This is a genomic window from Streptomyces sp. NPDC096193, assembly GCF_040302905.1.
Taxonomy (GTDB): Bacteria; Actinomycetota; Actinomycetes; order Streptomycetales; family Streptomycetaceae; genus Streptomyces.
The window spans coordinates 96,659-118,202 of record NZ_JBEOSJ010000007.1 but is presented as its reverse complement, the minus strand read 5'-3'; the positions used below and the strand labels follow the sequence as shown (position 1 = coordinate 118,202).

Annotated in this window: 14 protein-coding genes; 10 read left to right on the top strand and 4 right to left on the bottom strand. The window is 72.0% G+C overall.

Features of this window, described 5'->3' with window-relative positions:
- Both ABTX78_RS13435 and ABTX78_RS13430 read left to right on the top strand, forming a co-directional pair.
- Nucleotides 1-1,302: SUKH-4 family immunity protein (locus ABTX78_RS13435; RefSeq protein WP_352206933.1), on the top strand; the 1,302-nt coding region annotated here is incomplete at its 5' end.
- 154 nt (nt 1,303-1,456) lie between these two features.
- Entirely contained in the window at nt 1,457-2,347 is an 891-nt protein-coding gene (locus tag ABTX78_RS13430) for a cellulose-binding protein (protein WP_352206932.1), read from the top strand.
- 131 nt (nt 2,348-2,478) lie between these two features.
- On the opposite strand, the gene ABTX78_RS13425 is transcribed toward ABTX78_RS13430, so the two are convergent.
- Entirely contained in the window at nt 2,479-4,041 is a 1,563-nt protein-coding gene (locus ABTX78_RS13425) for an MFS transporter (protein WP_352206931.1), read from the bottom strand.
- Between the two features lie 344 nt (nt 4,042-4,385).
- On the opposite strand from ABTX78_RS13425, the gene ABTX78_RS13420 reads away from it, so the two are divergent.
- The 3 genes from ABTX78_RS13420 to mfd all read left to right on the top strand — a co-directional run bounded on the left by ABTX78_RS13420 (nt 4,386) and on the right by mfd (nt 11,956).
- Nucleotides 4,386-5,174, top strand: coding sequence for an ABC transporter ATP-binding protein (locus ABTX78_RS13420; protein WP_352206930.1), 789 nt, complete (start codon nt 4,386-4,388; stop codon nt 5,172-5,174).
- On the top strand, nt 5,171-7,738 hold the full coding sequence (locus tag ABTX78_RS13415) for an ABC transporter permease (protein ID WP_352206929.1): 2,568 nt from the start codon (nt 5,171-5,173) through the stop codon (nt 7,736-7,738). Before ABTX78_RS13420 ends, ABTX78_RS13415 begins: the two co-directional genes overlap by 4 nt.
- 687 nt (nt 7,739-8,425) lie before the next feature.
- Entirely contained in the window at nt 8,426-11,956 is a 3,531-nt protein-coding gene (mfd, locus tag ABTX78_RS13410; RefSeq protein WP_352206928.1) for a transcription-repair coupling factor, read from the top strand.
- A gap of 205 nt (nt 11,957-12,161) precedes the next feature.
- Here the strand turns inward: mfd and ABTX78_RS13405 are convergent, their stop codons facing one another.
- Nucleotides 12,162-12,662 (bottom strand): GNAT family N-acetyltransferase, encoded by a 501-nt coding sequence (locus ABTX78_RS13405; RefSeq protein WP_352206927.1) that lies wholly within the window; start codon nt 12,660-12,662, stop codon nt 12,162-12,164.
- A gap of 395 nt (nt 12,663-13,057) precedes the next feature.
- On the opposite strand from ABTX78_RS13405, the gene ABTX78_RS13400 reads away from it, so the two are divergent.
- Nucleotides 13,058-13,837: an HNH endonuclease family protein gene (locus tag ABTX78_RS13400; protein WP_502993863.1), complete on the top strand. Its 780-nt coding sequence runs from the start codon at nt 13,058-13,060 to the stop codon at nt 13,835-13,837.
- A gap of 121 nt (nt 13,838-13,958) precedes the next feature.
- Nucleotides 13,959-14,705: an N-acetyltransferase gene (locus ABTX78_RS13395; protein ID WP_352206926.1), complete on the top strand. Its 747-nt coding sequence runs from the start codon at nt 13,959-13,961 to the stop codon at nt 14,703-14,705.
- A 237-nt stretch (nt 14,706-14,942) separates the two neighbouring features.
- On the opposite strand, the gene ABTX78_RS13390 is transcribed toward ABTX78_RS13395, so the two are convergent.
- Complete coding sequence (locus ABTX78_RS13390) at nt 14,943-15,740, bottom strand: LolA-like protein (protein WP_352206925.1); 798 nt, start codon at nt 15,738-15,740, stop codon at nt 14,943-14,945.
- Between the two features lie 173 nt (nt 15,741-15,913).
- Nucleotides 15,914-16,747 (bottom strand): DUF4352 domain-containing protein, encoded by an 834-nt coding sequence (locus ABTX78_RS13385; RefSeq protein ID WP_352206924.1) that lies wholly within the window; start codon nt 16,745-16,747, stop codon nt 15,914-15,916.
- Nucleotides 16,748-16,958: 211 nt separating this feature from the next.
- Here ABTX78_RS13385 and ABTX78_RS13380 point away from each other — a divergent pair, with 211 nt between their 5' ends.
- The 3 genes from ABTX78_RS13380 (at nt 16,959) to ABTX78_RS13370 (ending at nt 21,523) form a co-directional block, all read left to right on the top strand.
- Complete coding sequence (locus ABTX78_RS13380; protein ID WP_352206923.1) at nt 16,959-19,031, top strand: N-6 DNA methylase; 2,073 nt, start codon at nt 16,959-16,961, stop codon at nt 19,029-19,031.
- A gap of 291 nt (nt 19,032-19,322) precedes the next feature.
- Nucleotides 19,323-19,979 carry a hypothetical protein gene (locus ABTX78_RS13375; protein ID WP_352206922.1) on the top strand — a complete coding sequence of 219 codons (657 nt, stop codon included), beginning with the start codon at nt 19,323-19,325 and terminating at the stop codon, nt 19,977-19,979.
- The gene (locus ABTX78_RS13370) at nt 19,976-21,523 is read left to right on the top strand and encodes a serine/threonine-protein kinase (protein WP_352206921.1); all 1,548 of its coding nucleotides are present in this window, start codon (nt 19,976-19,978) and stop codon (nt 21,521-21,523) included. The genes ABTX78_RS13375 and ABTX78_RS13370 overlap by 4 nt, the downstream gene beginning before the upstream one ends.
- Nucleotides 21,524-21,544 lie beyond the last annotated feature (21 nt).

Below are 21,544 nucleotides of genomic sequence, written 5' to 3'. Positions count from 1 at the left end.
CATGCCGCGACGATGTTCGCGGATCCGGGTCAGGCGGGTCCTGGGGCTCCGCAGCCTCCGGGGCCTCCTGGTGCGCCGGGTGCTCCTGGTGTGCCGCTGCCTCCTGGTCCGCCTGGTCCTCCTGGTTCGACGCCGCCTCCCGGTGGCGGTGTTCACCATGCCGCGACGATGCTGGCCGGTCCCAATCCCATGGGTCCCGGTGCTCCGCAGCCGCCCGGGCCACCCGGTGCGCCCGGCGCGCCCGGTTCGCATGCGTCGACACCGCCGCCCGGTCCGCCGCAGGGCGCTCAGCCGCCCGCGTACGGCTATCCTCCGCAGCCGCCCGGGCAGCCGACGGTCGGTCCCGGCTACCAGGCTGTCCTGCGCTACCGCGCGCCCGACGGTTCCGAGGCCCAGCTGATCCGCCGCTCCGCGCCCGGTACTCCGCACCCGGAGTGGCAGATCCTGCATGAGCTGCGGGCCATGAATGTGCCGCCGCAGCAGGTGCTGGAGCTGCACACCGAGCTGGAGTCGTGCGAGCTGCCGGGTGGTTACTGCGCCCGGATGATCCGCGAGACCTGGCCGCAGGCGCGGATCACCAACATCGCGCCGTACGGCAGGGATCACGCCAGCCGTCAGCAGGGCATGCAGCAACTGGTCACGCATCAGGGCGAGTTGCACCAGGTCGCGGACGGTCCGGCGCGCCCCGCGCCGGTGCGGATGCCGCTGCCGCCGGTGCAGGCGGTGCCTCCGGTCCCGCCGCAGGCGATCGCGCAGGAGCTGGTGGCGGCGTTCGGGCCGCAGGGCATCTGCCGGTTCGACCAGCGGGCCGTGTCGCGTCAGGGGGTGCCGGAGGTGGTCGGCGCCACGCTGGTGTGGGCCGGTCTGCCGGGTGACTTCAACCCGTTCTTCTGGGCGCAGCCCGCTCAGCCGGTGGTTCCGACGCTGGCCGAGCTCGCGGCGCAGCGGCAGGTGCAGCCCGCGGTGGACGCGGGATCGTATCTGGTGGTGGGCACCGACTTCGGCCGGGCGATCTGCGTCCAGTACGGCACGGCGCACATCGTGGCGGTGCCGGTGGAGGCCGGTCCCGGTGGCCAGGCGGTGGCGCCGCAGTTCGTGAACAGCGGGCTGCCGGAGTTCGTGCGCTGCCTTGCGCTGCTCGGCCGGATGTGGCGGCTGCGCTTCGGTCTCAATCCGGAGCAGGCGGGTCGCTGGACGGTCGACTTCCAGGCGCAGCTCGCCGCGCTGGATCCGGCGGCGCTGGCGTCGCCGGAGAGCTGGTGGTCGGTCCTGCTGGAGCAGATGTGGGACGGTCTACTGTAAGGCTGTTAGTACGACAATTGGGGCGCCTGGTCGGTGGTCGGACCGGGCGCCCCTCTTTGCTTTCTCCGCAGGGAGTGTCGCGTTATGAGCGTTTCGCCCGCATCCATCAGGATATGCGCACAATCGCGTTTTCCGTCGGAGAGGGGCTTGAAGGATGAGCGCTGCATCGGTGTCACCCCACGGCTTCGCCGCCGTCCGTGGCCGGGGTTACCGCATGGAGGAGACCGACGCCTACGTCACCGCCCTGTCGCAGGACCGCGACGACGCCTGGGAGCGTGCCGCGCGGCTGACCGTCCTCGCCAAGGACATGGAGGCGGAGGCGGCCCGGCTGCGTGAGGTCGTCACGAAGCTCGCCCCTCAGACGTACGAGACGTTCAGCCGCCGCGCCCAGTACCTCCTCGCGCTGACCGAGGAAGAGGCCGAGGAGGTACGGGCGACGGCGCGCGAGGAGGCGCAGGCAGAGGCGGATGCCGTGCGGGCGGAGGCGGAGCGGCTGCGGGACAAGGCGCGTGAGGAGGCCGACGGGCTGCGGGCCGACGCCGAGGAGCGCGCCCGGCAGATCCTCCTCGCGGCGCAGACGGCGGCCGACGAGGCCCGTGCGGAGGCGCGCAGCGAGATGAAGGAGCAGCGCGGCGAGGTGATGGGCGCGTGGCGGGAGATGCGTTGCCGTGCGGAGGGCATGCTCGCCGAGCTGGAGGAGGAGCAGGCCGAGCGCTGGGAGGCGGTGGAGCGTGAACTCGCCGAGCGCGAGGCGGCGTTGGAGGCCGAACACGCCGAACGGACCGCGTACGCGGAGGCCGCTCTCGCCGAGGCCGAGCGCACGTTCGCGGAGGCGGAGGAGTACGCCCGCCACGGCCAGGAGGACGCGGAGGCGCAGGCCGCCGAACTGCTCGCCCAGGCACGGATGCAGGAGGAGCGCATGGCCCGTGAGACGGAGAGGATGCTGCGCGAGCACGAGGAGACGCGTGAGGAGATGCACGCGAACATGGCGCACATCCGCAACAGCCTGGCGGCCCTGACCGGCCGCGCGGCGGCGGAGGGCTGAGCGCCCTGCCCCGGACGAGGGCGGCGGAGGGCTGGGCGCCCGCCCCGGACGAAGGGACGGCATCAGCGCCGTAGGGGGAGACCCCGCCCGCGGAACCGGCGCCCACGCCCCCCGTTCGGGGAGAGCCCGGTCTAACTCTTCGCCACCGGCTGCTCGTTGTCGTCCAGTACGGGAAAGCGCCGCGGTGCTACGAACAGCAGCACCAGCAGCGACAGCCCGGCCGCGGCCGCCGCGCCGAGATAGACGTGGTCGACCGCCGCGTCCACTGCTCGGCGCAACCGGTCCGCCGCGTCGGCCGTAAGGGCCGCGGGGTTCTCCAGGGCGTGCGAGACGGAGTCCAGGTCGCCCGCGCTGCCGAGGCGCGCGGCGAGGACCCCGTTGGCCACGGCGCCGAAGAGCGCGGCGCCCATGCTCTGGCCGACCTGGCGGCAGAAGAGGACGGACGCGGTCGTCGTACCGCGTTCGGACCATCCCACGGTGGACTGGACGCCGACGATCAGGGGGAGTTGGAAGAGTCCGAGCGCCCCGCCGAGCAGCAGCATGAGCAGGGCGGGCTGCCAGGGCGCGCCCGGGTAGGGCAGCAGGGGGAAGGCCGCGAGGATCAGTCCGGCGAGGGTGATGCCGATCATCGCGGTGCGCCGGAAACCGATGCGGTTGTAGACGTGGTTGGACAGAGCCGCGCTGACGGGCCAGCTCAGGGTCATCACGGACAGCACGAAGCCGGCGGCGATCGGGCCGAGGCCGAGGACCGACTGGGCGTAGGTGGGCAGGAAGACGGTCGGGGCCACCATCAGCAGTCCGAGGGCGCCGAGGGCGAGGTTCACCGCCGCGATGGTGCGCCGGCGCCAGACCCAGCCCGGGATGATCGGTTCGGCGGCCCGTCGTTCGACGAAGACGGTGACGGCGATGAGTGCCGCGCTGCCGCCGAGCAGGGCGAGTGAGGGCGCCGACAGCCAGGGCCAGGCGATGCCGCCCTGGACGAGCGCGGTGAGCAGCAGGACACCCGCGCCGAAGACGGCGAGTGCGCCGGGCCAGTCGATACGGGGGCGTGCCGCGGGCCGGGGGCGGGAGGGTTCGCGCAGATGGCGGGCGACGAGCCAGAGGGCGACGGCGCCGACGGGGAGGTTGATCAGGAAGATCCAGCGCCAGTCGGCGTACGAGGCGAGCAGCCCGCCGATCGCGGGGCCGGCGACGGCGGAGACGGCCCACACGGTGGACAACCGCGCCTGGATCTTCGGCCGTTCCTTCAAGGGGTACAGGTCGGCGGCGATGGTCTGCACGGTGCCCTGGAGCGCGCCGCCGCCGAGTCCCTGGACGACGCGGAAGGCGATCAGCGCGCCCATGTTCCACGCGGCCGCGCACAGGACGGAGCCGAGCAGGAACAGGATGATCCCGGCGATGAGCACGGGCTTGCGGCCGAAGGTGTCGGAGAGTTTCCCGTACACCGGCAGGGTGACGGTGACGGCGAGCAGGTAGCCGGAGAAGAGCCAGGAGAAGACGGAGAAGCCGCCGAGGTCGCCGACGATCTGCGGTACGGCGGTGGACACGATGGTGCCGTCCAGTGCGGCGAGCGCCATGCCGAGCATGAGAGCGGCGACCACCGGGCCGCGGCCCGTTGGGGCCGCCGTGCCGGCGTCGCCGCCGTTCGTGGGGGAGAGGGGACCTCGCGGTTCCGTCTCCGGTGTCTCCGTCACCGCTGGATCCTTTCCCCCCGCATCTATTTTCCCCACACCTTCTCACTCGAGGCCGCCGCTGCGGGAGGGGGCAGCCCGAGCGGGCCGGCCTCCACCCGCGGGTGGAGGCCCCTAGGGGGACCTCCCTACTTGTGGCCAGGGGGCTTTCGTCCCGGGGGACGACGAAGCGGCGGACGCGTTTCCTTAGGTTGTTCTTACGGCCGCAACGGGGGCGGCGCCACCGGGGGGTGGGGAAAACCCCCGGTCGAAGACTGCGCCTCGCACCAGCGCGCCGGAGCGCTTCCGCCGACAGACTCGAACCGCACGCGGCGACAACGTCATCTCACCGACATAGGAGACTTACCGTGACAACGGCTGTGACCATTCCCCCGCACGGGGACACCGGAGGGCGTACGGCCGTCGCTGCGCGTGGGCGCCAGGTCGTCAAGGCGTACGGCAGCGGGGAGACCCGCGTCGTCGCACTCGACCACGTCGATGTCGACATCGCCCGCGGGCAGTACACCGCGATCATGGGCCCCTCGGGCTCCGGCAAGTCCACCCTCATGCACTGCCTCGCCGGGCTCGACACCGTCACCTCGGGTCAGATCCACCTCGACGACACCGAGATCACCGGTCTCAAGGACAAGAAGCTCACGCAGCTGCGCCGGGACCGGATCGGCTTCATCTTCCAGGCCTTCAACCTGCTGCCGACGCTCAACGCCCTGGAGAACATCACGCTCCCCATGGACATCGCGGGCCGCAAGCCGGACGCCGGCTGGCTGAACCGGGTCGTCGAGACGGTCGGCCTGTCCGACCGGCTCAAGCACCGGCCCACCCAGCTCTCCGGCGGCCAGCAGCAGCGTGTCGCCGTGGCCAGGGCGCTCGCCGCCCGTCCCGAGATCATCTTCGGTGACGAGCCGACCGGAAACCTCGACTCCCGCGCCGGCGCGGAGGTTCTCAGCTTCCTGCGCCGCTCGGTGGACGAGCTCGGCCAGACCATCGTGATGGTCACCCACGACCCGGTGGCCGCCTCCTACGCGGACCGTGTCCTCTACCTCGCCGACGGCCGGATCGTGGACGAGATGTTCCGGCCCACCGCCGACGCCGTACTCGACCGCATGAAGGACTTCGACGCTCGGGGGCGTACGTCGTGACCGTCTTCAGAACCTCTCTGCGCAACTTCCTCGCGCACAAGGGGCGGATGGCGCTCTCGGCCGTGGCGGTGCTGCTGTCCGTGGCCTTCGTGTCGGGGACGCTGGTGTTCACCGACACCATGAACACCACCTTCGACAAGCTCTTCGCCAGCACCGCCTCCGATGTCACCGTCAGCCCCCGGGGCGCCGATGACGACGCACCGCTGACCGGCCGGCCGGAGACGCTGCACGCGTCCCTTGTCGAGAAGGTCAGGTCCGTCGAGGGCGTCGAGTCCGTCGACGGCGGCGTCTCCAGCATGAGCGTCACCGTCGTCAACGCGAAGAACAAGGACGTCGGCGCCACCAACGGTGCCCCGACCATCGCCGGCGGCTGGAGCGACAACGACCTCAAGTCGATGGAGATCACCTCCGGCCACGCGCCGCGCGGACCCACCGAGATGATGGTCGACGCCGACACCGCCGACAAGCACCGTCTGAAGATCGGTGACGAACTGCGCACCATCGCGGTCACGGGCGACTTCAAGGCGAAGATCTCCGGTATCGCCTCCTTCAAGGTGACCAACCCGGGTGCCACGATCGTCTACTTCGACACCGCCACCGCGCAGCGTGAACTCCTCGGCCGCGAAGGCCTGTTCACCGCCATCTCGGTCACGGCGGCCGACGGTGTCAGCGACGAGCAGCTCAAGGGGAACATCGCCGCCACGCTCGACGCCCCCTACAAGCTGCAGACCGCGAAGGAGGCCGCCGACGCGGGGCGCGAGGAGGTCGGCTCCTTCCTCGACGTCATGAAGTACGCGATGCTCGGCTTCGCCGGGATCGCCCTCCTCGTCGGCATCTTCCTCATCGTCAACACCTTCTCGATGCTGGTCGCCCAGCGCACCCGCGAGATCGGTCTGATGCGGGCCATCGGCTCCAGCCGCCGGCAGGTGAACCGGTCCGTCCTGATCGAGGCGCTCTTCCTCGGCATCGTCGGCTCGGTCGCGGGCATCGCGGCCGGTGTCGGCCTCGCCGTCGGACTGATGAAGCTCATGGGCTCCCTGGGGATGAACCTGTCCACCGACGATCTGACGGTGAAGCTGACGACCCCGGTCGTCGGCCTGGTCCTCGGCATCGTCGTCACCGTCGTCGCCGCCTATGTGCCGGCCCGGCGCGCCGGCAAGGTCTCGCCGATGGCCGCGCTGCGTGACGCCGGAACGCCGGCGGACGGCAGGGCCGGCAAGGTGCGGGCCGCGATCGGACTGCTCCTGACCGGCGGCGGCGCCGCGGCCCTGCTGGTCGCCACCCAGGCCGACAAGGCGGCCGAGGGCTCGATGTTCCTCGGCCTCGGTGTGGTCCTCTCGCTCATCGGCTTCGTGGTCGTCGGACCGCTGCTCGCCGGTGTCGTGGTCAAGGTGATCAGCGCGCTCGTGCTGCGGATGTTCGGCCCGGTCGGGCGGATGGCCGAGCGCAACGCGCTGCGCAACCCGCGCCGTACGGGAGCGACCGGCGCTGCCCTGATGATCGGGCTCGCCCTGGTGGCCTGCCTGTCGGTGGTCGGCTCCTCGATGGTCGCCTCCGCGACCGACGAGCTCGACAAGTCGGTCGGCGCGGACTTCATCGTGCAGTCCTCCAACGGCCAGCCGATCGTGCCGCAGGCCCAGCAGGCGCTGGAGAAGACGCCGGGCATCGCGCACGTCACCCAGTACAAGGGTGTCAACGCGAAGATCACCTCGCCCGACGGCAAGACCGTCGACGACGAACTCGTCGCCGCCGACGCCACCTACGCCCAGGACCTGCGGCGCAAGACCGTGGGCGGTGAACTGTCCGCCGCGTACGGCAAGAACGCCATGTCGGTGGGCGACACCTACGCCGAGGAGCACGGCGTGAAGGTGGGCGACACGCTCACCGTCGCCTTCCAGGGCGGTGAGAGCGCGAAGCTGAAGGTCGCCGCCATCACCTCGGACGACGGCAACGTCGACAAGGGCGCGAAGTACACCAGCACGGCCACGGCCGAGCAGTACATCCCGGCCGACAAGCTGCCGAAGAACCTGATCCTGTTCGCCTCCGCCGACGACGGCAAGGAGAAGGAGGCCTACACCGCGCTCAAGTCCTCGCTCGCCGCGTACCCGCAGTACAAGGTGCAGGACCAGACCGACTTCAAGCAGGACCTGAAGGACCAGGTCGGCCAGCTGCTGAACATCGTCTACGGACTGCTCGCCCTCGCGATCATCGTCGCGGTGCTCGGGGTGGTGAACACCCTGGCGCTCTCGGTGGTCGAGCGGACCCGCGAGATCGGCCTGCTGCGGGCGATCGGCCTCTCCCGGCGCCAGCTGCGCCGCATGATCCGGCTGGAGTCCGTGGTCATCGCCCTCTTCGGCGCGCTGCTCGGCCTCGGTCTGGGCATGGGCTGGGGCACGGCGGCCCAGAAGCTGCTGGCACTGGAAGGTCTGGGGGTCCTGGAGATCCCGTGGCCGACGATCCTGACCGTGTTCGTCGGGTCGGCGTTCGTGGGGCTGTTCGCGGCCCTGGTCCCCGCCTTCCGTGCGGGACGGATGAACGTCCTCAACGCCATCGCCACGGAGTAGCGCCACTGCCTCCGGGCGTACGGAACGGGGGGCGGCCCCGGAGTGTTCACCGGACACTCCGGGGCCGCGGTCTGTCCAGGGGGAGGCGGGGCGCGGTGGGGCTTGCCCGGGGGCGGGGCCCGACGCTGCCGGGCGTCTCCACGGTGACCGCGCCCCGCGTGGGCGGGCCGGGGGGCCGGGGGGAGATTCGGGTCGGCGGAAGGCTTCGGGTCGGCGGGGTGCCCGGGGAAGGCTTTCTGGTCGGCGGGGCGCCCGGCGGGAGGCTTCGGGTCGGCGGGGGCCCGACGCTGCCGGGCGTCTCCACGGTGACCGCCCCGCGTGGGCGGGCCGGCGGGGGCCGGGGGGATTGGGGTCGGCGGGAGGCTTCGGGTGGGCGGCCGCCCCGGGGGAGGCTCGGGCGCCGGGCGGGCGGCTTCGGGCGGGCGGCCGGCAGTTGGTCCGGGCGGCTGCCGGGCAGCCCCCTCTGCCGGTCAACGCGTCTCCGGCACCGGGCAGTCCGCCCCGGTTCGTGCGGACGCGCCTGGTCACCCGCCTGCGGGCCGCACCGCGCAGCGTGGATTCCGGACGCGAGTGTCGGAGCAGCGTCGTACGCTGGAGACCCCCGGCCCTCCCCCTGCCCTCGACAGTGGGGCACGACAGAAGAGTCGGGTCATTCGCGTTGCCCACTCCCCGGGATGGAAGCCCTTGATGAGCCTGCACGGTCTGCTCGATGCCGTCGTCACCGACCCTGCGCTCGCCGAAGCGGTGCAGGCCGCACGGGACGCCAACCGTATGCATCTGGACCTGGTCGGACCTCCGGCGGCGCGCCCCTTCGCCGTGGCGGCGCTGGCCCGCGAGGCCGGGCGTCCGGTGCTCGCCGTGACCGCGACGGGTCGGGAGGCGGAGGACCTGGCGGCGGCGCTGCGCTCGCTGCTGCCGGAGGAGGGCATCGCGGAGTACCCCTCGTGGGAGACGCTGCCGCACGAGCGGCTCTCGCCCCGCTCCGACACCGTGGGCCGCAGGCTCGCGGTGCTGCGCAGGCTGACCCACCCGTCGAAGGACGATCCGGCCGCGGGCCCGGTCTCCGTCGTCGTCGCACCGATCCGCTCCGTGCTCCAGCCGCAGGTCAAGGGCCTCGGCGAGCTGGATCCGGTGGCGCTGAGGACCGGACAGCAGGCCGATCTGAACGAGATCGTGGACGCCCTGGCGGCCGCCGCCTACTCCCGGGTGGAGCTGGTCGAGAAGCGCGGCGAGTTCGCCGTGCGCGGCGGCATCCTGGACGTCTTCCCGCCGACCGAGGAGCACCCGCTGCGGGTGGAGTTCTGGGGCGACGACGTCGAGGAGATCCGCTACTTCAAGATCGCCGACCAGCGTTCGCTGGAGATCGCCGAGCACGGACTGTGGGCGCCGCCCTGCCGCGAGCTGCTGCTGACCGACGAGGTGCGCCGGCGGGCGGCGGCCCTCGCCGAGCGCCACCCGGAACTCGGCGAGCTGCTGAACAAGATCGCCGAGGGCATCGCGGTCGAGGGCATGGAGTCCCTCGCGCCCGTCCTCGTGGACGAGATGGAACTGCTTCTGGACGTGCTGCCGCAGGGCGCGATGACCGTCGTGTGCGACCCGGAGCGGGTGCGGACCCGCGCGGCCGACCTGGTGGCCACCTCGCATGAGTTCCTCCAGGCGTCGTGGGCGGCGACGGCGGGCGGGGGCGAGGCGCCGATCGACGTCGGCGCGGCATCGCTGTGGGGCATCGCCGACGTCCGGGACCGGGCCCGCGAGCTCGGCATGATGTGGTGGACGGTCTCGCAGTTCGCAGCCGACGAGGAACTGTCCGACGACACCGTCAAGCTGGGCATGCACGCCCCCGAGACGTACCGCGGCGACACCGCGCGCGCCCTCGCCGACACCAAGGGCTGGCTGGCGGACGGCTGGCGCACGGTCTATGTGACCGAAGCGCACGGCCCCGCGGCCCGCACCGTCGAGGTGCTCGGCGGCGAGGGCATCCCCGCCCGCCTGGACTCCGCGCTGACCGACATGTCGCCGTCCGTCGTCCACGTCGCCTGCGGCTCGATCGACTACGGCTTCATCGACCCGGGCCTGCGGCTCGCCGTCCTCACCGAGACCGATCTGTCCGGCCAGAAGGCGGCCGGCAAGGACGGCCGGCGGATGCCGGCGAAGCGGCGCAAGACCATCGACCCGCTCACGCTGGAGGCGGGCGACTACATCGTCCACGAGCAGCACGGCGTGGGCCGCTACATCGAGATGGTCCAGCGCACCGTCCAGGGCGCGACCCGCGAGTACCTGCTCGTCGAGTACGCCCCCGCCAAGCGCGGCCAGCCCGGCGACCGGCTCTACATCCCCACCGACCAGCTGGAGCAGGTCACCAAGTACGTCGGCGGCGAGGCGCCCACCCTGCACCGGCTCGGCGGCGCGGACTGGACGAAGACGAAGGCGCGCGCGAAGAAGGCGGTCAAGGAGATCGCCGCGGACCTCATCAAGCTCTACAGCGCCCGCATGGCCGCGCCCGGCCATGCCTTCGGGGCGGACACGCCCTGGCAGCGCGAGCTGGAGGACGCGTTCGCGTACGTGGAGACGCCCGACCAGCTCTCCACGATCGCCGAGGTCAAGGAAGACATGGAGAAGACGGTCCCGATGGACCGGCTGATCTGCGGCGACGTCGGCTACGGCAAAACCGAGATCGCCGTGAGAGCGGCCTTCAAGGCCGTCCAGGACGGCAAACAGGTCGCCGTGCTGGTGCCGACGACGCTGCTGGTGCAGCAGCACTTCGGGACGTTCTCCGAGCGCTACTCCCAGTTCCCGGTGAACGTACGCGCGCTGTCCCGCTTCCAGTCCGACACGGAGGCCAAGGCGACCCTGGAGGGGCTGCGGGACGGCTCGGTCGACATCGTCATCGGCACGCACCGGCTGTTCTCCTCGGAGACCAAGTTCAAGGACCTCGGACTGGTCGTGGTGGACGAGGAGCAGCGCTTCGGCGTCGAGCACAAGGAGCAGCTGAAGAAGCTCCGCGCCAACGTCGACGTCCTGACGATGTCGGCGACACCGATCCCGCGAACGCTGGAGATGGCGGTCACCGGCATCCGCGAGATGTCGACGATCACCACCCCGCCGGAGGAGCGGCACCCGGTCCTGACCTTCGTCGGCCCCTACGAGCAGAAGCAGATCGGCGCGGCGATCCGGCGTGAACTGCTGCGCGAGGGCCAGGTCTTCTACATCCACAACCGCGTCGAGTCCATCGACCGGGCCGCCGCCCGGCTGCGGGAGATCGTCCCCGAGGCGCGGATCGCGACAGCGCACGGTCAGATGGGCGAATCGGCGCTGGAGCAGGTCGTCGTGGACTTCTGGGAGAAGAAGTTCGACGTCCTCGTGTCCACCACGATCGTCGAGTCGGGCATCGACATCTCCAACGCCAACACCCTGATCGTGGAGCGCGGGGACAACTTCGGTCTCTCGCAGCTGCACCAGCTGCGCGGCCGGGTCGGCCGTAGTCGTGAGCGCGGATACGCCTACTTCCTCTACCCGCCGGAGAAGCCGCTCACCGAGACCGCGCACGAGCGTCTCGCGACGATCGCCCAGCACACCGAGATGGGCGCGGGCATGTACGTGGCGATGAAGGACCTGGAGATCCGCGGCGCGGGCAATCTGCTCGGCGGCGAGCAGTCCGGCCACATCGCGGGCGTGGGCTTCGACCTGTACGTGCGCATGGTCGGCGAGGCGGTCGCGGACTACCGGGCCTCGCTCGACGGCGGTGTGGAGGAGGAACCGCCGCTGGAGGTCAAGATCGAGCTCCCGGTCGACGCGCACGTCCCGCACGACTACGCCCCGGGCGAGCGCCTGCGGCTCCAGGCGTACCGCGCGATCGCCTCCGCGAACTCGGAGGAGGACATCAAGGCGGTCCGCGAGGAACTGACCGACCGCTACGGCAAGTTGCCCGAGCCGGTCGAGAACCTGCTGCTGGTGGCGGGCCTGCGGATGCTGGCACGGGCGTGCGGCGTCGGCGAGATCGTGCTCCAGGGCCCGAACATCCGCTTCGCCCCGGTGGAGTTGAGGGAGTCGCAGGAGCTGCGCCTCAAGCGGCTGTACCCGCGCACGATCATCAAGCCGGCGATCCACCAGATCCTGGTGCCGCGGCCGACGACGGGCAAGATCGGCGGAAAGCCGGTGGTCGGACGCGAACTGCTGAGCTGGACCGGGGAGTTCCTGACGACGATTCTGGGGTCGTAGGGACGCCTCGCGGCACCGGAGCCTCGCGGGGCGGGAGCCTCACGGAGCAGGGAGCCTCACGGTGCAGGGCGCCTCCAGGTGCCCGGCCCGGCACCAGGGTCCGACCGCTTTCCGGCGCCGGGGCCTGTCCGCTCCCCGGTGCCGGTGCCGGTGCCGGTGCCGGTGCCGGTGCCGGTGTCGCGCCTCGTGCCGGGGCGGGGTCCCGTTACCCGGCGGCGTCGGCCGCGGTCAGTTTCCGTATGTAGCTCGTTGCCGGCTGCCCGGACAGGGTGACCTCGCCGATGGGCCTGAAACCGGCACGGGCCAGCACGGCCCGCGAGCCCGCGTTGTCGAGCGTCGCCCGGGCCCGCAGGCTCGTCAGCCCGTACTCCCCGGCGGCCAGTGCGCAGATCCGGCGGACGGCGGAGGTGGCGAGTCCCTGCCGGGCGGCGCTCTTGGCGATCCGGAAGCCGAGTTCGGCGGACCCGTCCGCCACCTCGACCAGGTTGACCCGCCCCAGCACCTCCCCGTCGGCGGCGATCAGCAGATGGAAGTGGTCCAGCCCGGCGGCCTGTTGGGCGAGCAGTTCGGCGTGCCGGGCGTCGAACCGCGCGAAGTAGTCGTCGCCGCGGTCCGGGACGGAAGCGGCGAAGTAGTCCCGGTTCTCCAGCTCGAAGGCGAGCAGGGCGGGGGCGTGGTCGGCGCGCAGGCGCTGGAGTTCGGGCATGGAGGTACGGTACGCAGCCGCGTGCTCCGATCGGGCCTGATTAATGGGGTGCGCGGTCCGGGGACGGCTTCCGCGCTCGCTGTCCCGGTGTCATGCGGCGCGGCGCGGTCCACGTGTCGCCGAGTGCACCGTGGCGCGACGGCCGCACCGCCCGCGGGGGCCGGCTCGGCTCCGCGGACGGTGCGTGTGCGATTGATTCCTGGATCGATCTGAAGAGATATGTGCGCTCCTCCTCCTTCCGGAGGGGACCTGGGCACTCTCGACGCTACGCCCGCCGTCCGCGTTCCGCGCGGCGAGGAACCACCGGTCCGGACCCTATCGGTGCACAGGGTGCGATACGGGCCGAAACCACCTGCCCTGTACGGCGATTGGGCGCGGCTCAGTAGCCTACGGACGTGACCACACCCGGAGCCCGTACATCGCGCACACTCGCCGCCGGCCTCACCGCGGTCGTCGCCGCCGCACTGCTCACCTCCTGCGAGGGCACCGCGCTGCCGGGGGACCCCAAGGCCACCGAGTCGGCCGTCGCACCCGGCAAGGGGTCCGGCACCAGTCCGCTCGCGAACCCGGACGGGACCAAGCCGGGGCTCGCACCGCTCAGCTCCGAAGACGACCGGGCCGCCGCCCGCCGGCTGATCGAGAAGGTGACCACGAAGGGCCGCGGCCCCAGGACGGGGTACGACCGGGACCGCTTCGGCTACGCCTGGATGGACAGCGTCGACGGAGTCCCGCTCGCCCGCAACGGCTGCGACACCCGCAACGATCTCCTGGCCCGCGACGGCAAGGAGGTGCGGCACCGCTCGGGCTCCGACTGCGTCGTCGTCGCGATGACCCTCGACGATCCGTACACCGGCGCGGTCATCGACTGGCGCAAGCAGGACGCGTCGGAGGTCCAGATAGATCACGTCGTCCCGCTCTCGTACGGCTGGCAGCTCGGCGCGGCGCGGTGGCCGGTGAAGAAGCGGCAGCAACTCGCCAACGACCCGCTGAATCTGCTGCCCGTGGCGGGTCGGGCCAACAGCTCGAAGAGCGACTCGGGCCCGGCGTCGTGGCTGCCGCCGAACAAGTCGATCCGCTGCTCGTACGCGGTGCGGGTCTCGCAGGTCGCGGTGAAGTACGCCCTGCCGGTGACGGTCGCGGACAAGAAGGTCATGCTCGCGCAGTGCGGCGGCTGAGCGCGGCCGTCTCACGCCGAGCGACCGCCGCGTCCTGGACGGTGCGGGCGCCCGGACCTGTGCTGCCGACCGTCGGAAAAATTCGGTGGGGGTGAGAGATCCCCGCAGCTAGTCTGCCCGGATGGACCTGACTGTCACCACCCTCGCCGACCGGCCCGAACTGCGGGATCCGCTCTGGCAGATGCCCGAGACCTGGCCGGAGTTCGTTCTGCACGACCCGGTGGGCTGGGCCAACATGGGGCGGATCCTCACCGAACTGCCCGAGTACGTACTGGTGGCCACCGACTCCGAGGGCCGCGTCGCCGCACGGGCGTTCAGCGTGCCCTTCCGGCTGGACGCGGACGGGCGCCGCGCACTGCCCGAGGGTGGCTGGGACCAGGTGATGCTGTGGGCTTTCTCCGATCTGCGGCACGGCCGCGCGCCCGACACGGTGAGCGCGATCGAGATCACCGTCGCTGACGGCCGGCAGGGCAAGGGCATATCGGGCCGGATGCTGGCGGCGATGCGCGACAACGTGCGCAGGCTCGGCTTCACCGATCTGGTGGCGCCGGTGCGGCCGAACCGCAAGAGCGAGGAGCCGCGGACCCTGATCGAGGAGTACGCCCACCGCACCCGCCCCGACGACGGCCTGCCGTACGACCCGTGGCTGCGGGTTCATGTCCGGGCCGGCGGAGTGATCGATTCGGTGGCTCCGGCGTCGATGACCGTCTCCGGCTCGCTGGCGCAGTGGCGCACCTGGACCGGGCTGCCGTTCGACACGGCCGGGCCGGTGGAGGTGCCTGGCGCACTGGTCCCGGTGCACTGCGAGAGCGACCGCGGGTACGCCGTCTATGTGGAGCCCAATGTGTGGGTGCGCCACAGCGTGTGAGCGTTTCCGGTCCGGGGAACGAGCGAAGTCCGGAACGACGCGAATCCGGGAAGGACGCGAATCCGGCAAGGACGCGAGGAGGCCGCCCCGAGGGGCGGCCTCCTTCGGTTCTCGGGCCTCGCGTGCCGCCCGCGCTCGTGCCGCCCGCGCTCGTGGCGCCCGTGCTCGTGGCGGCCCTGTGCTTTTCGGCGTGCTCTGTGCTCCGTGCTTCTTGGGGCGACCGCGCGCCGCCGTCCCTCACTGCTCGCCGAGCTTGTCCAGGTCGAGGATGTCCTTGGCCGCGGGCTTCTTCGCCGCAACGGGCTTGTCGAACCCGGAGAACGTCATCGTGCCCGGCTCCTCGCCGCCGGCCTGCTCGAACTTCAGCAGATAGGGCTCGCCCTCCGCCGCGACGTACACCGTGTAGGTCTCCTTGCCGTCCGATTCGGTGAGCTTCACCGCCTTGCGGCCGCCGACCGTGGTCTCGCCGACCCGGCGCGCGGCTGTGTCGTTCGCCTCCAGGTCCGCGAGCAGCTTGTTCAGATCGCAGAGTTCGAGGCTGTCCCGGGCCTCGGCGTCGGAGGCGTCCGTCTTGATCCAGCGGCCCTTCATCATCTCCAGCACGGCCTTCTGCTCCTCGGCAGACGCCCCCTTGTTCTGCGATGTCAACAGCGCCTCGTCAAAACGGAGATAGGCGGTGCCGCCCGTCTTGATCAGCTCGGCCGTCCCGTCGGAGCCGACGGACAGGGTGCCGGCGCAGTCGCCCTTCTTGCTGATCGCCATGTAGCCCTTCAGGGGGCCGTCGGCCGTCTTCAGCGTGACGTCGAGGGTCAGCGAGGTGGCCGCTTTGGTGGCGGTGACGGCTCTGTTGGCTATCTCGGGGCCGGACAGCCCGGGGAAAGCCTCGGGGGACTTCTCGGCGGTGGCAGCGGCCGGACCCCTCGTGCCCTCGGGGTCCGCGTCGAGCGATCCGCAGGCCGCGCCGCCGAACGCGACGGCGACGGCGAGAACGGTGACGGCGGTACGGCGGTGGCGGGCGGAAGCGATGGCCTGCATGACTGGTCTCCGGGGTGAGTCGGGACGGAGGGAAGAAGGGCGGAGAGGAGAAAGAGAGAGGGAGTAAAGGGGGGAGAAAGACAGAGGGGGGAAGAGGGAGGGGAGCAGGAGAAGGACAGGGAAGGGGGTGGGGGTGCGCCGGGGACGGGGGTGTCAGGGCCCGGCCCGGCCGGTCAGAGCTTCAGCTCCCACTGCGAGGCGTCGTAGGTGAAGCCCGGGCTGACCTCGACCGTCAGGTCCTTGGCGGCGGCCGGGACATCGAAGGCGAACCGGACCGTGGACTTCTTGCCGGGCAGGACAGTGCCGCTGAAGCCGGTGCCGATCTTGTCGTCGAAGATCTGCTCGGCGGGGACGCCGTCCTTGCCGGCGCGGGCGTCCGGCATCACCAGCGTGGCGTCGAACTTCTTGCTGCCGCCGTTCTCGACGACCACGGTCACCTCGTAGGCCTTGTTGCCCTCGGTGTGACCGACGGCGAACTCGCTCGGCTTGTAGGCCTTCGGCGCGGAGACGGTGATCTTCACACCGTCGTCGTAGACGGCGCTGTCGCCGGCCGCGAGGCCCGCACCTTTGTCGCCCTTCGCGTCGCCCTTGGCCTCGTCCTTCGCCGCGCCGTCGCTCTTCGCGGCGCCCGGCTCCTTCGCCGCCGTGGTGCCGGTGGCCGCCTTGTTGAGCTCGTCGACCGCGTCGTCCACGGCCTTGAAGGTGAGCACCGCGCCGACCACCGAGAGGATCATCGCGACCAGACCGAGCACCGCGCCGGTGGTGGTCACTCCCTTGTTGCCGGCCTCGCCGCGCTTGACCCGGCCCCGGCCCGCCAGCCCCAGGATCAGGGCGATCAGTCCGAGGATGCCGGCCAGCCAGAAGAAGAACGGGATCAGACCGGAGACGGTGCCGATGATGCCGAGCACCAGCGCCGCCGTGCCGAGACCGTTGCGGGCCGGGGCGGGTGCCGGGGTGTACGGCGCCTGGGGCGCGTTGTACTGCGGCTGCTGCATGGAGTGGGACATGGATGTCCTCCGGGGACGTGAAGTGGGTGGGAACCGGTGAAGTCCCCGTGTAGCGACGGGTCAATGAGAGCAGAGCCTGTGAACCGAGTCAACAAAGTTCATGAGATTTGGGTTCACTCACACTGTGAAGGTCCGCGTTTCATGAGCGCCGGTATGCTCGGCGGCACAACCAACGGGCAGGGCCGGGCGGTGCGGACGAAGGAGGCGGCAGGTGCCGGAGAACGCGAGCGAGGTGACGGCCGCGGGGATCGCCCGGCTGGCGGGGGTCGGACGGGCCGCGGTCAGCAACTGGCGGCGCCGGCACGCGGACTTCCCGAGGCCCGTCGGCGGCACCGAGACCAGCCCCTCCTTCGCCCTCGCGGAGGTCGAGCAGTGGCTGCGTGACCAGGGCAAACTCGCCGAGGTCCCGTTGCGTGAACGGGTCTGGCAACAACTCGCCGACCACCCGTCCACCGCCGCCACCGCGCTGATCCAGGCGGGCTGCGCACTGCTGCTCGTACGCGACAGGCCGACCGTCTGGCAGGAGCTCACGGCGGCTTCGGACGAGCGCGTGGCGGAGCTGCTGCTGCCGACCGCGATGGAACAGGTGCTGGCCGCGCGGTTCGGCGACGACCGCGGTGAACTCTTCCGTGAGCTCGGCGCCTCCGAACACTCCTCGGGCGTGCCCTCGATCGCCGGAGGTGTTCACAGCGTGCCCCTGCTGCGCTCGGTCGCCGAACTCGCCGGCGAGCTGGGCCACCGGCAGACCTACGAGTTCCTGCTCGGGCGCTTCCTCGACGCCAACCTCCGCCAGTACACGCTCACCCCGCCCGGCCCGGCCGCCCTCATGGCCGCTGTCGCCGGCCCCGCCGGGAGCGTTCTCGACCCGGCCGCGGGAGCCGGCACGCTGCTGCGCGCCGTGGAGCACCCCGAAGCCCTCTACGCCCAGGACGCCGACCCCGACCTCACCGCGCTCACCGCTCTGCGTCTCGCGCTGCACTCCGACGCCACCGTCCGGGCCCGTTGCGGCGACACCCTGCGCGCGGACGCCTTCCCCGAGGCCGCAGTCGACGCCGTCCTGTGCCATCCGCCGTTCAACGAGCGCAACTGGGGCCACGACGAGCTCGCCTACGACCCGCGCTGGGAGTACGGCTTCCCGGCCCGTACCGAGTCCGAACTGGCCTGGGTCCAGCACGCGCTGGCCCGGCTGCGCCCCGGCGGCACCGCGGTGCTGCTCATGCCGCCCGCCGCCGCGTCCCGCCGCTCGGGACGCCGTATCCGCGCGGGGCTGCTGCGCCGCGGTGCGCTGCGGGCCGTCGTCGCCCTGCCCGCCGGGGCCGCGCCCCCGTACGGAATCCCCCTGCATCTGTGGGTGCTGCGCAAGCCGGAGGCTGGCCGGCCGCCCGCCTCCGAACTGCTGCTCGTCGACACCGCCGAACTGGCCGGTGCGGCCGGTGGCCGCGACAAGCTCGACTGGCAGGCGGTGCAGACCGCCGTCCTCGACGCCTGGCGGCGCTTCGACCGCGACGGCACCGCCGACGAACGCCCCGGCGTCAGTCGCTCGGTGCCGGTCATCGGGCTCCTCGACGACGATGTGGATCTCGCCCCGGCCCGGCATGTGCCACCGACCGCCGCGGGTGGCGGTGCGGAAGAACTGCTGCTCGTACGCGACCGGCTCGCCGACACCCTCCGGCTGACCGGCGAACTCACCCCCTCACCCGCCGCCGACGACCGGCCCGCCCCCTGGCCCGCCACCACCGTCGGCGAACTGGCCCGCGCGGGTGCGCTGTTGATCCGGGCCGGCGGCCCGGGCGCCACGGCGGGACCGCACGTCCCCGTCCTCACCGAGCACGACGTCCTCGCGGGCGCCGCGCCCTCCGGCGCGCTCCCCGAGGGGCCCGAGGAGGAGCCCGTCCTCCTGGAGGAGGGCGATGTCGTCGTCCCCGTCCTCGGCGGCGGATCGGTGGTCCGCGTCGTCGACACCGCGACGGCGGGTGCGGCGCTCGGCCGCAACCTCCAGCTCCTGCGGCCCGATCCGGCCGCGCTCGACCCGTGGTTCCTCGCCGGTTTCCTGCGCGGCACCGCCAACACCCGGCAGGCCAGCAGCTATGCGTCGACCGCGACCCGGCTCGACGTACGCCGGCTGCAACTGCCGCGGCTGCCACCGGACGACCAGCAGCGCTACGGCGAACGTTTCCGCACCCTGGCCGCGTTCGAGGACGCGCTGCGGCTGGCGGGACGGCTCGGGGAGCAGCTCGTCCAGGGGCTGTACGACGGCCTGACGGACGGCACGCTCCGGGCCTGACGGACGGCACGCTCCGGGCATGACGGGCGACATGCTCCTGGGGCCGTGACGGCGTGACGGCGTGACGGCGTGACGGCGGCCACGGGGGCGCCCGGACCGGTCACGCCCCCGGTCCGCGGGACCGCGCTGATCACGGACCGGCGCCCCCGGGGAGAGGGCCGGAAGCGGTCGGCTTCTTTCGACGTGACGTATCGGACAGCCGGTCCGTACAACCCGGGTCACGTTGTCCGTGTCGGTGTATACGCTCGTCCCCTCATCATCTGCCTTGTCCCCAGGCCATCAGGAGCAGGAATGCACGGCCACGGCTATGCCCCGCCGCAGCCCGGTACCCCGTCGAGCGCGGTTCTCATCACCCTCCGCGTGCTCTTCGTGGCCCTCGCGCTGCTCACCTGCGGCCTCCTCGCCTGGGGCACGATGCTGCGGATCGCCGTCATGCGCCGCCGGCGCACGGACTGGCTGCTGTTCTGGCTGAGCCTCGCCCTGTCGATCACCACCTTCGTGGTCATCGGGATCTTCGGCTCCGAGGCCGAGGTGAACGCCGCCCAGGAGGCGGAGCCGCGCCCGGTCGACTACGTGTGCATGGCCGTGCTGTTCGGCATGGCTCTCGGTGTGCCCGTGCACTATCTGGTGGCGGACATACGTCACTACCAGCAGCCGCGTCCCGCCTGGAACGCCTACGGGCCGCCGGCCCATCCCATGGGGCATCCGGTGCAGTCCGCGCCGATCCCGCCGGCGACACCGGCGCCGGGCTACGGCTACCCGCCCGCGCAGCCGATCCCGCCGCAGCAGCCGCACCAGGCTCAACAGCCGCACCGGACACCGCCGCCGCACCCGGCACCCCAGCCGCAGGGGCAGCCGCACGCGCCCTCCGACAAGCCCCGCATCGACCAGGTACGCGCCGAGCTCGACGAGCTGAGTGACTACCTGCGCAAGGAGCAGGGCCGGTGAACGGACGCGTCATCGCGGGCCGTTACGAGCTCTCCACCATCATCGGGCAGGGTGGCATGGGCCAGGTCTGGACGGCGTACGACGGGCGGCTCGACCGCCGGGTCGCCGTCAAGCTGCTGCGCCCCGACCACATGGCCGCCGCGACCGCCGCCGGCGAGATGCGCCGCCGCTTCGTGCGCGAGTGCCGGGTGACCGCCCAGGTCTCGCACCCGGGCCTGGTCACCGTCCACGACGCGGGCAGCGACGACGACGACCTCTATCTCGTCATGCAGTACGTCGAGGGCGCCGACCTCGCCGACCATCTCGCCGAGCACGAGCCCTACCCCTGGCAGTGGGCCGTCTCGGTCGCCGCCCAGCTGTGCGCCGTCCTCGCCGCCGTGCACGCCGTGCCCATCGTCCACCGCGACCTCAAGCCGCGGAACGTGATGGTGAAGCCGGACGGCACCGTCACCGTCCTCGATCTCGGCGTCGCCTCCGTCATCGACACCGACACCACGCGCCTCACCCACACCGGCTCACCGATCGGCAGCCCCGCCTACATGGCCCCCGAGCAGGCGATGGGCGGCGCCGTCGGCCCGTACACCGATCTGTACGCCCTCGGGGTGCTGCTGCACGAACTGCTCAGCGGGAACGTGCCGTTCGCCGGTTCCACCGCGCTCGGGGTGCTGCACCGTCACCTGTACGAGGCGCCGCTCCCGATCCGCCGGCTACGCCCGGAGATCCCCGAGCCGCTGGAGGCGCTCGTCCTGCGGCTGCTCGCCAAGGACCCGCAGCACCGCCCCTCCGGCGCCCAGGACGTGTACGAGGCGCTCGCGCCGCTGCTGCCGGTGCGCGGCATGCCCGCGGCCTCCGCCGTACGGACCCCGGCGGGCGGTCCGCTCGATCCGACCCGCCCCTTCCTGCGCCCGCACGCACCCTGGCCCGACCGGGTCGCCACCCCACCGCCCGCGATGCCCACCGCCCCGCCCGCGCCGCGCCCCGATGTCGCGGGCGCCGTCGACGAGGCCAAGCGTCTGCTCGGCGAGGGCAGCATCACCCGGGCCGTGGACATCCTCGGCGGGATCCTCCCGGCGGCCGCCGCCGAGCACGGCGAGCACTCGCCGGTCGTGCGCATCCTGCGCAAGCAGTACGCCACCACCCTGATGGACGACGGGCAGTACCGCCGGGCGCTGCCGGAGCTGCGCCGCCTCGCGGACGACCGGGCCGCGGAGGCGGGACCGGCCGACCCGCAGACGCTTCAGTTCCGCTACGACGCGGCGCAGTGTCTGGAGCAGCTCGGCGAGCCGGCCGCCGCTCTCGCCGAGTACCGGGCGGTCCTGCCGTTCTACGAGAACCAGCAGTCGGCGAGTTCCGACCCGGCCCGGGCCTTCGACGTGCGGCACCGGATCGGGAACCTGCTGCTGGCCGTGGGCGATCACACGGCGGCCCAGCAGCAGTTCCAGGGTCTGCTGTACGACACGGAGCGGGCGTACGGGCCCTATCACCAGCTGCCTCAGGAGCTGCGCCGCGCGATCAGCCGGCAGCAGAAGTTCTTCAGCCGCTGACGCTCCTGAGCACGGGGCCGC

Excerpts from the sequence above, each read along its gene's own strand:
- ABTX78_RS13405 (WP_352206927.1), bottom strand. The coding sequence starts at position 12,662 with ATGCCCGAACTCCAGCGCCTGCGCGCCGACCACGCCCCCGCCCTGCTC.
- ABTX78_RS13430 (WP_352206932.1), top strand. The coding sequence starts at position 1,457 with ATGAGCGCTGCATCGGTGTCACCCCACGGCTTCGCCGCCGTCCGTGGC.
- ABTX78_RS13390 (WP_352206925.1), bottom strand. The coding sequence starts at position 15,740 with ATGCAGGCCATCGCTTCCGCCCGCCACCGCCGTACCGCCGTCACCGTT.
- ABTX78_RS13375 (WP_352206922.1), top strand. The coding sequence starts at position 19,323 with ATGCACGGCCACGGCTATGCCCCGCCGCAGCCCGGTACCCCGTCGAGC.
- mfd (WP_352206928.1), top strand. The coding sequence starts at position 8,426 with ATGAGCCTGCACGGTCTGCTCGATGCCGTCGTCACCGACCCTGCGCTC.
- ABTX78_RS13385 (WP_352206924.1), bottom strand. The coding sequence starts at position 16,747 with ATGTCCCACTCCATGCAGCAGCCGCAGTACAACGCGCCCCAGGCGCCG.
- ABTX78_RS13395 (WP_352206926.1), top strand. The coding sequence starts at position 13,959 with ATGGACCTGACTGTCACCACCCTCGCCGACCGGCCCGAACTGCGGGAT.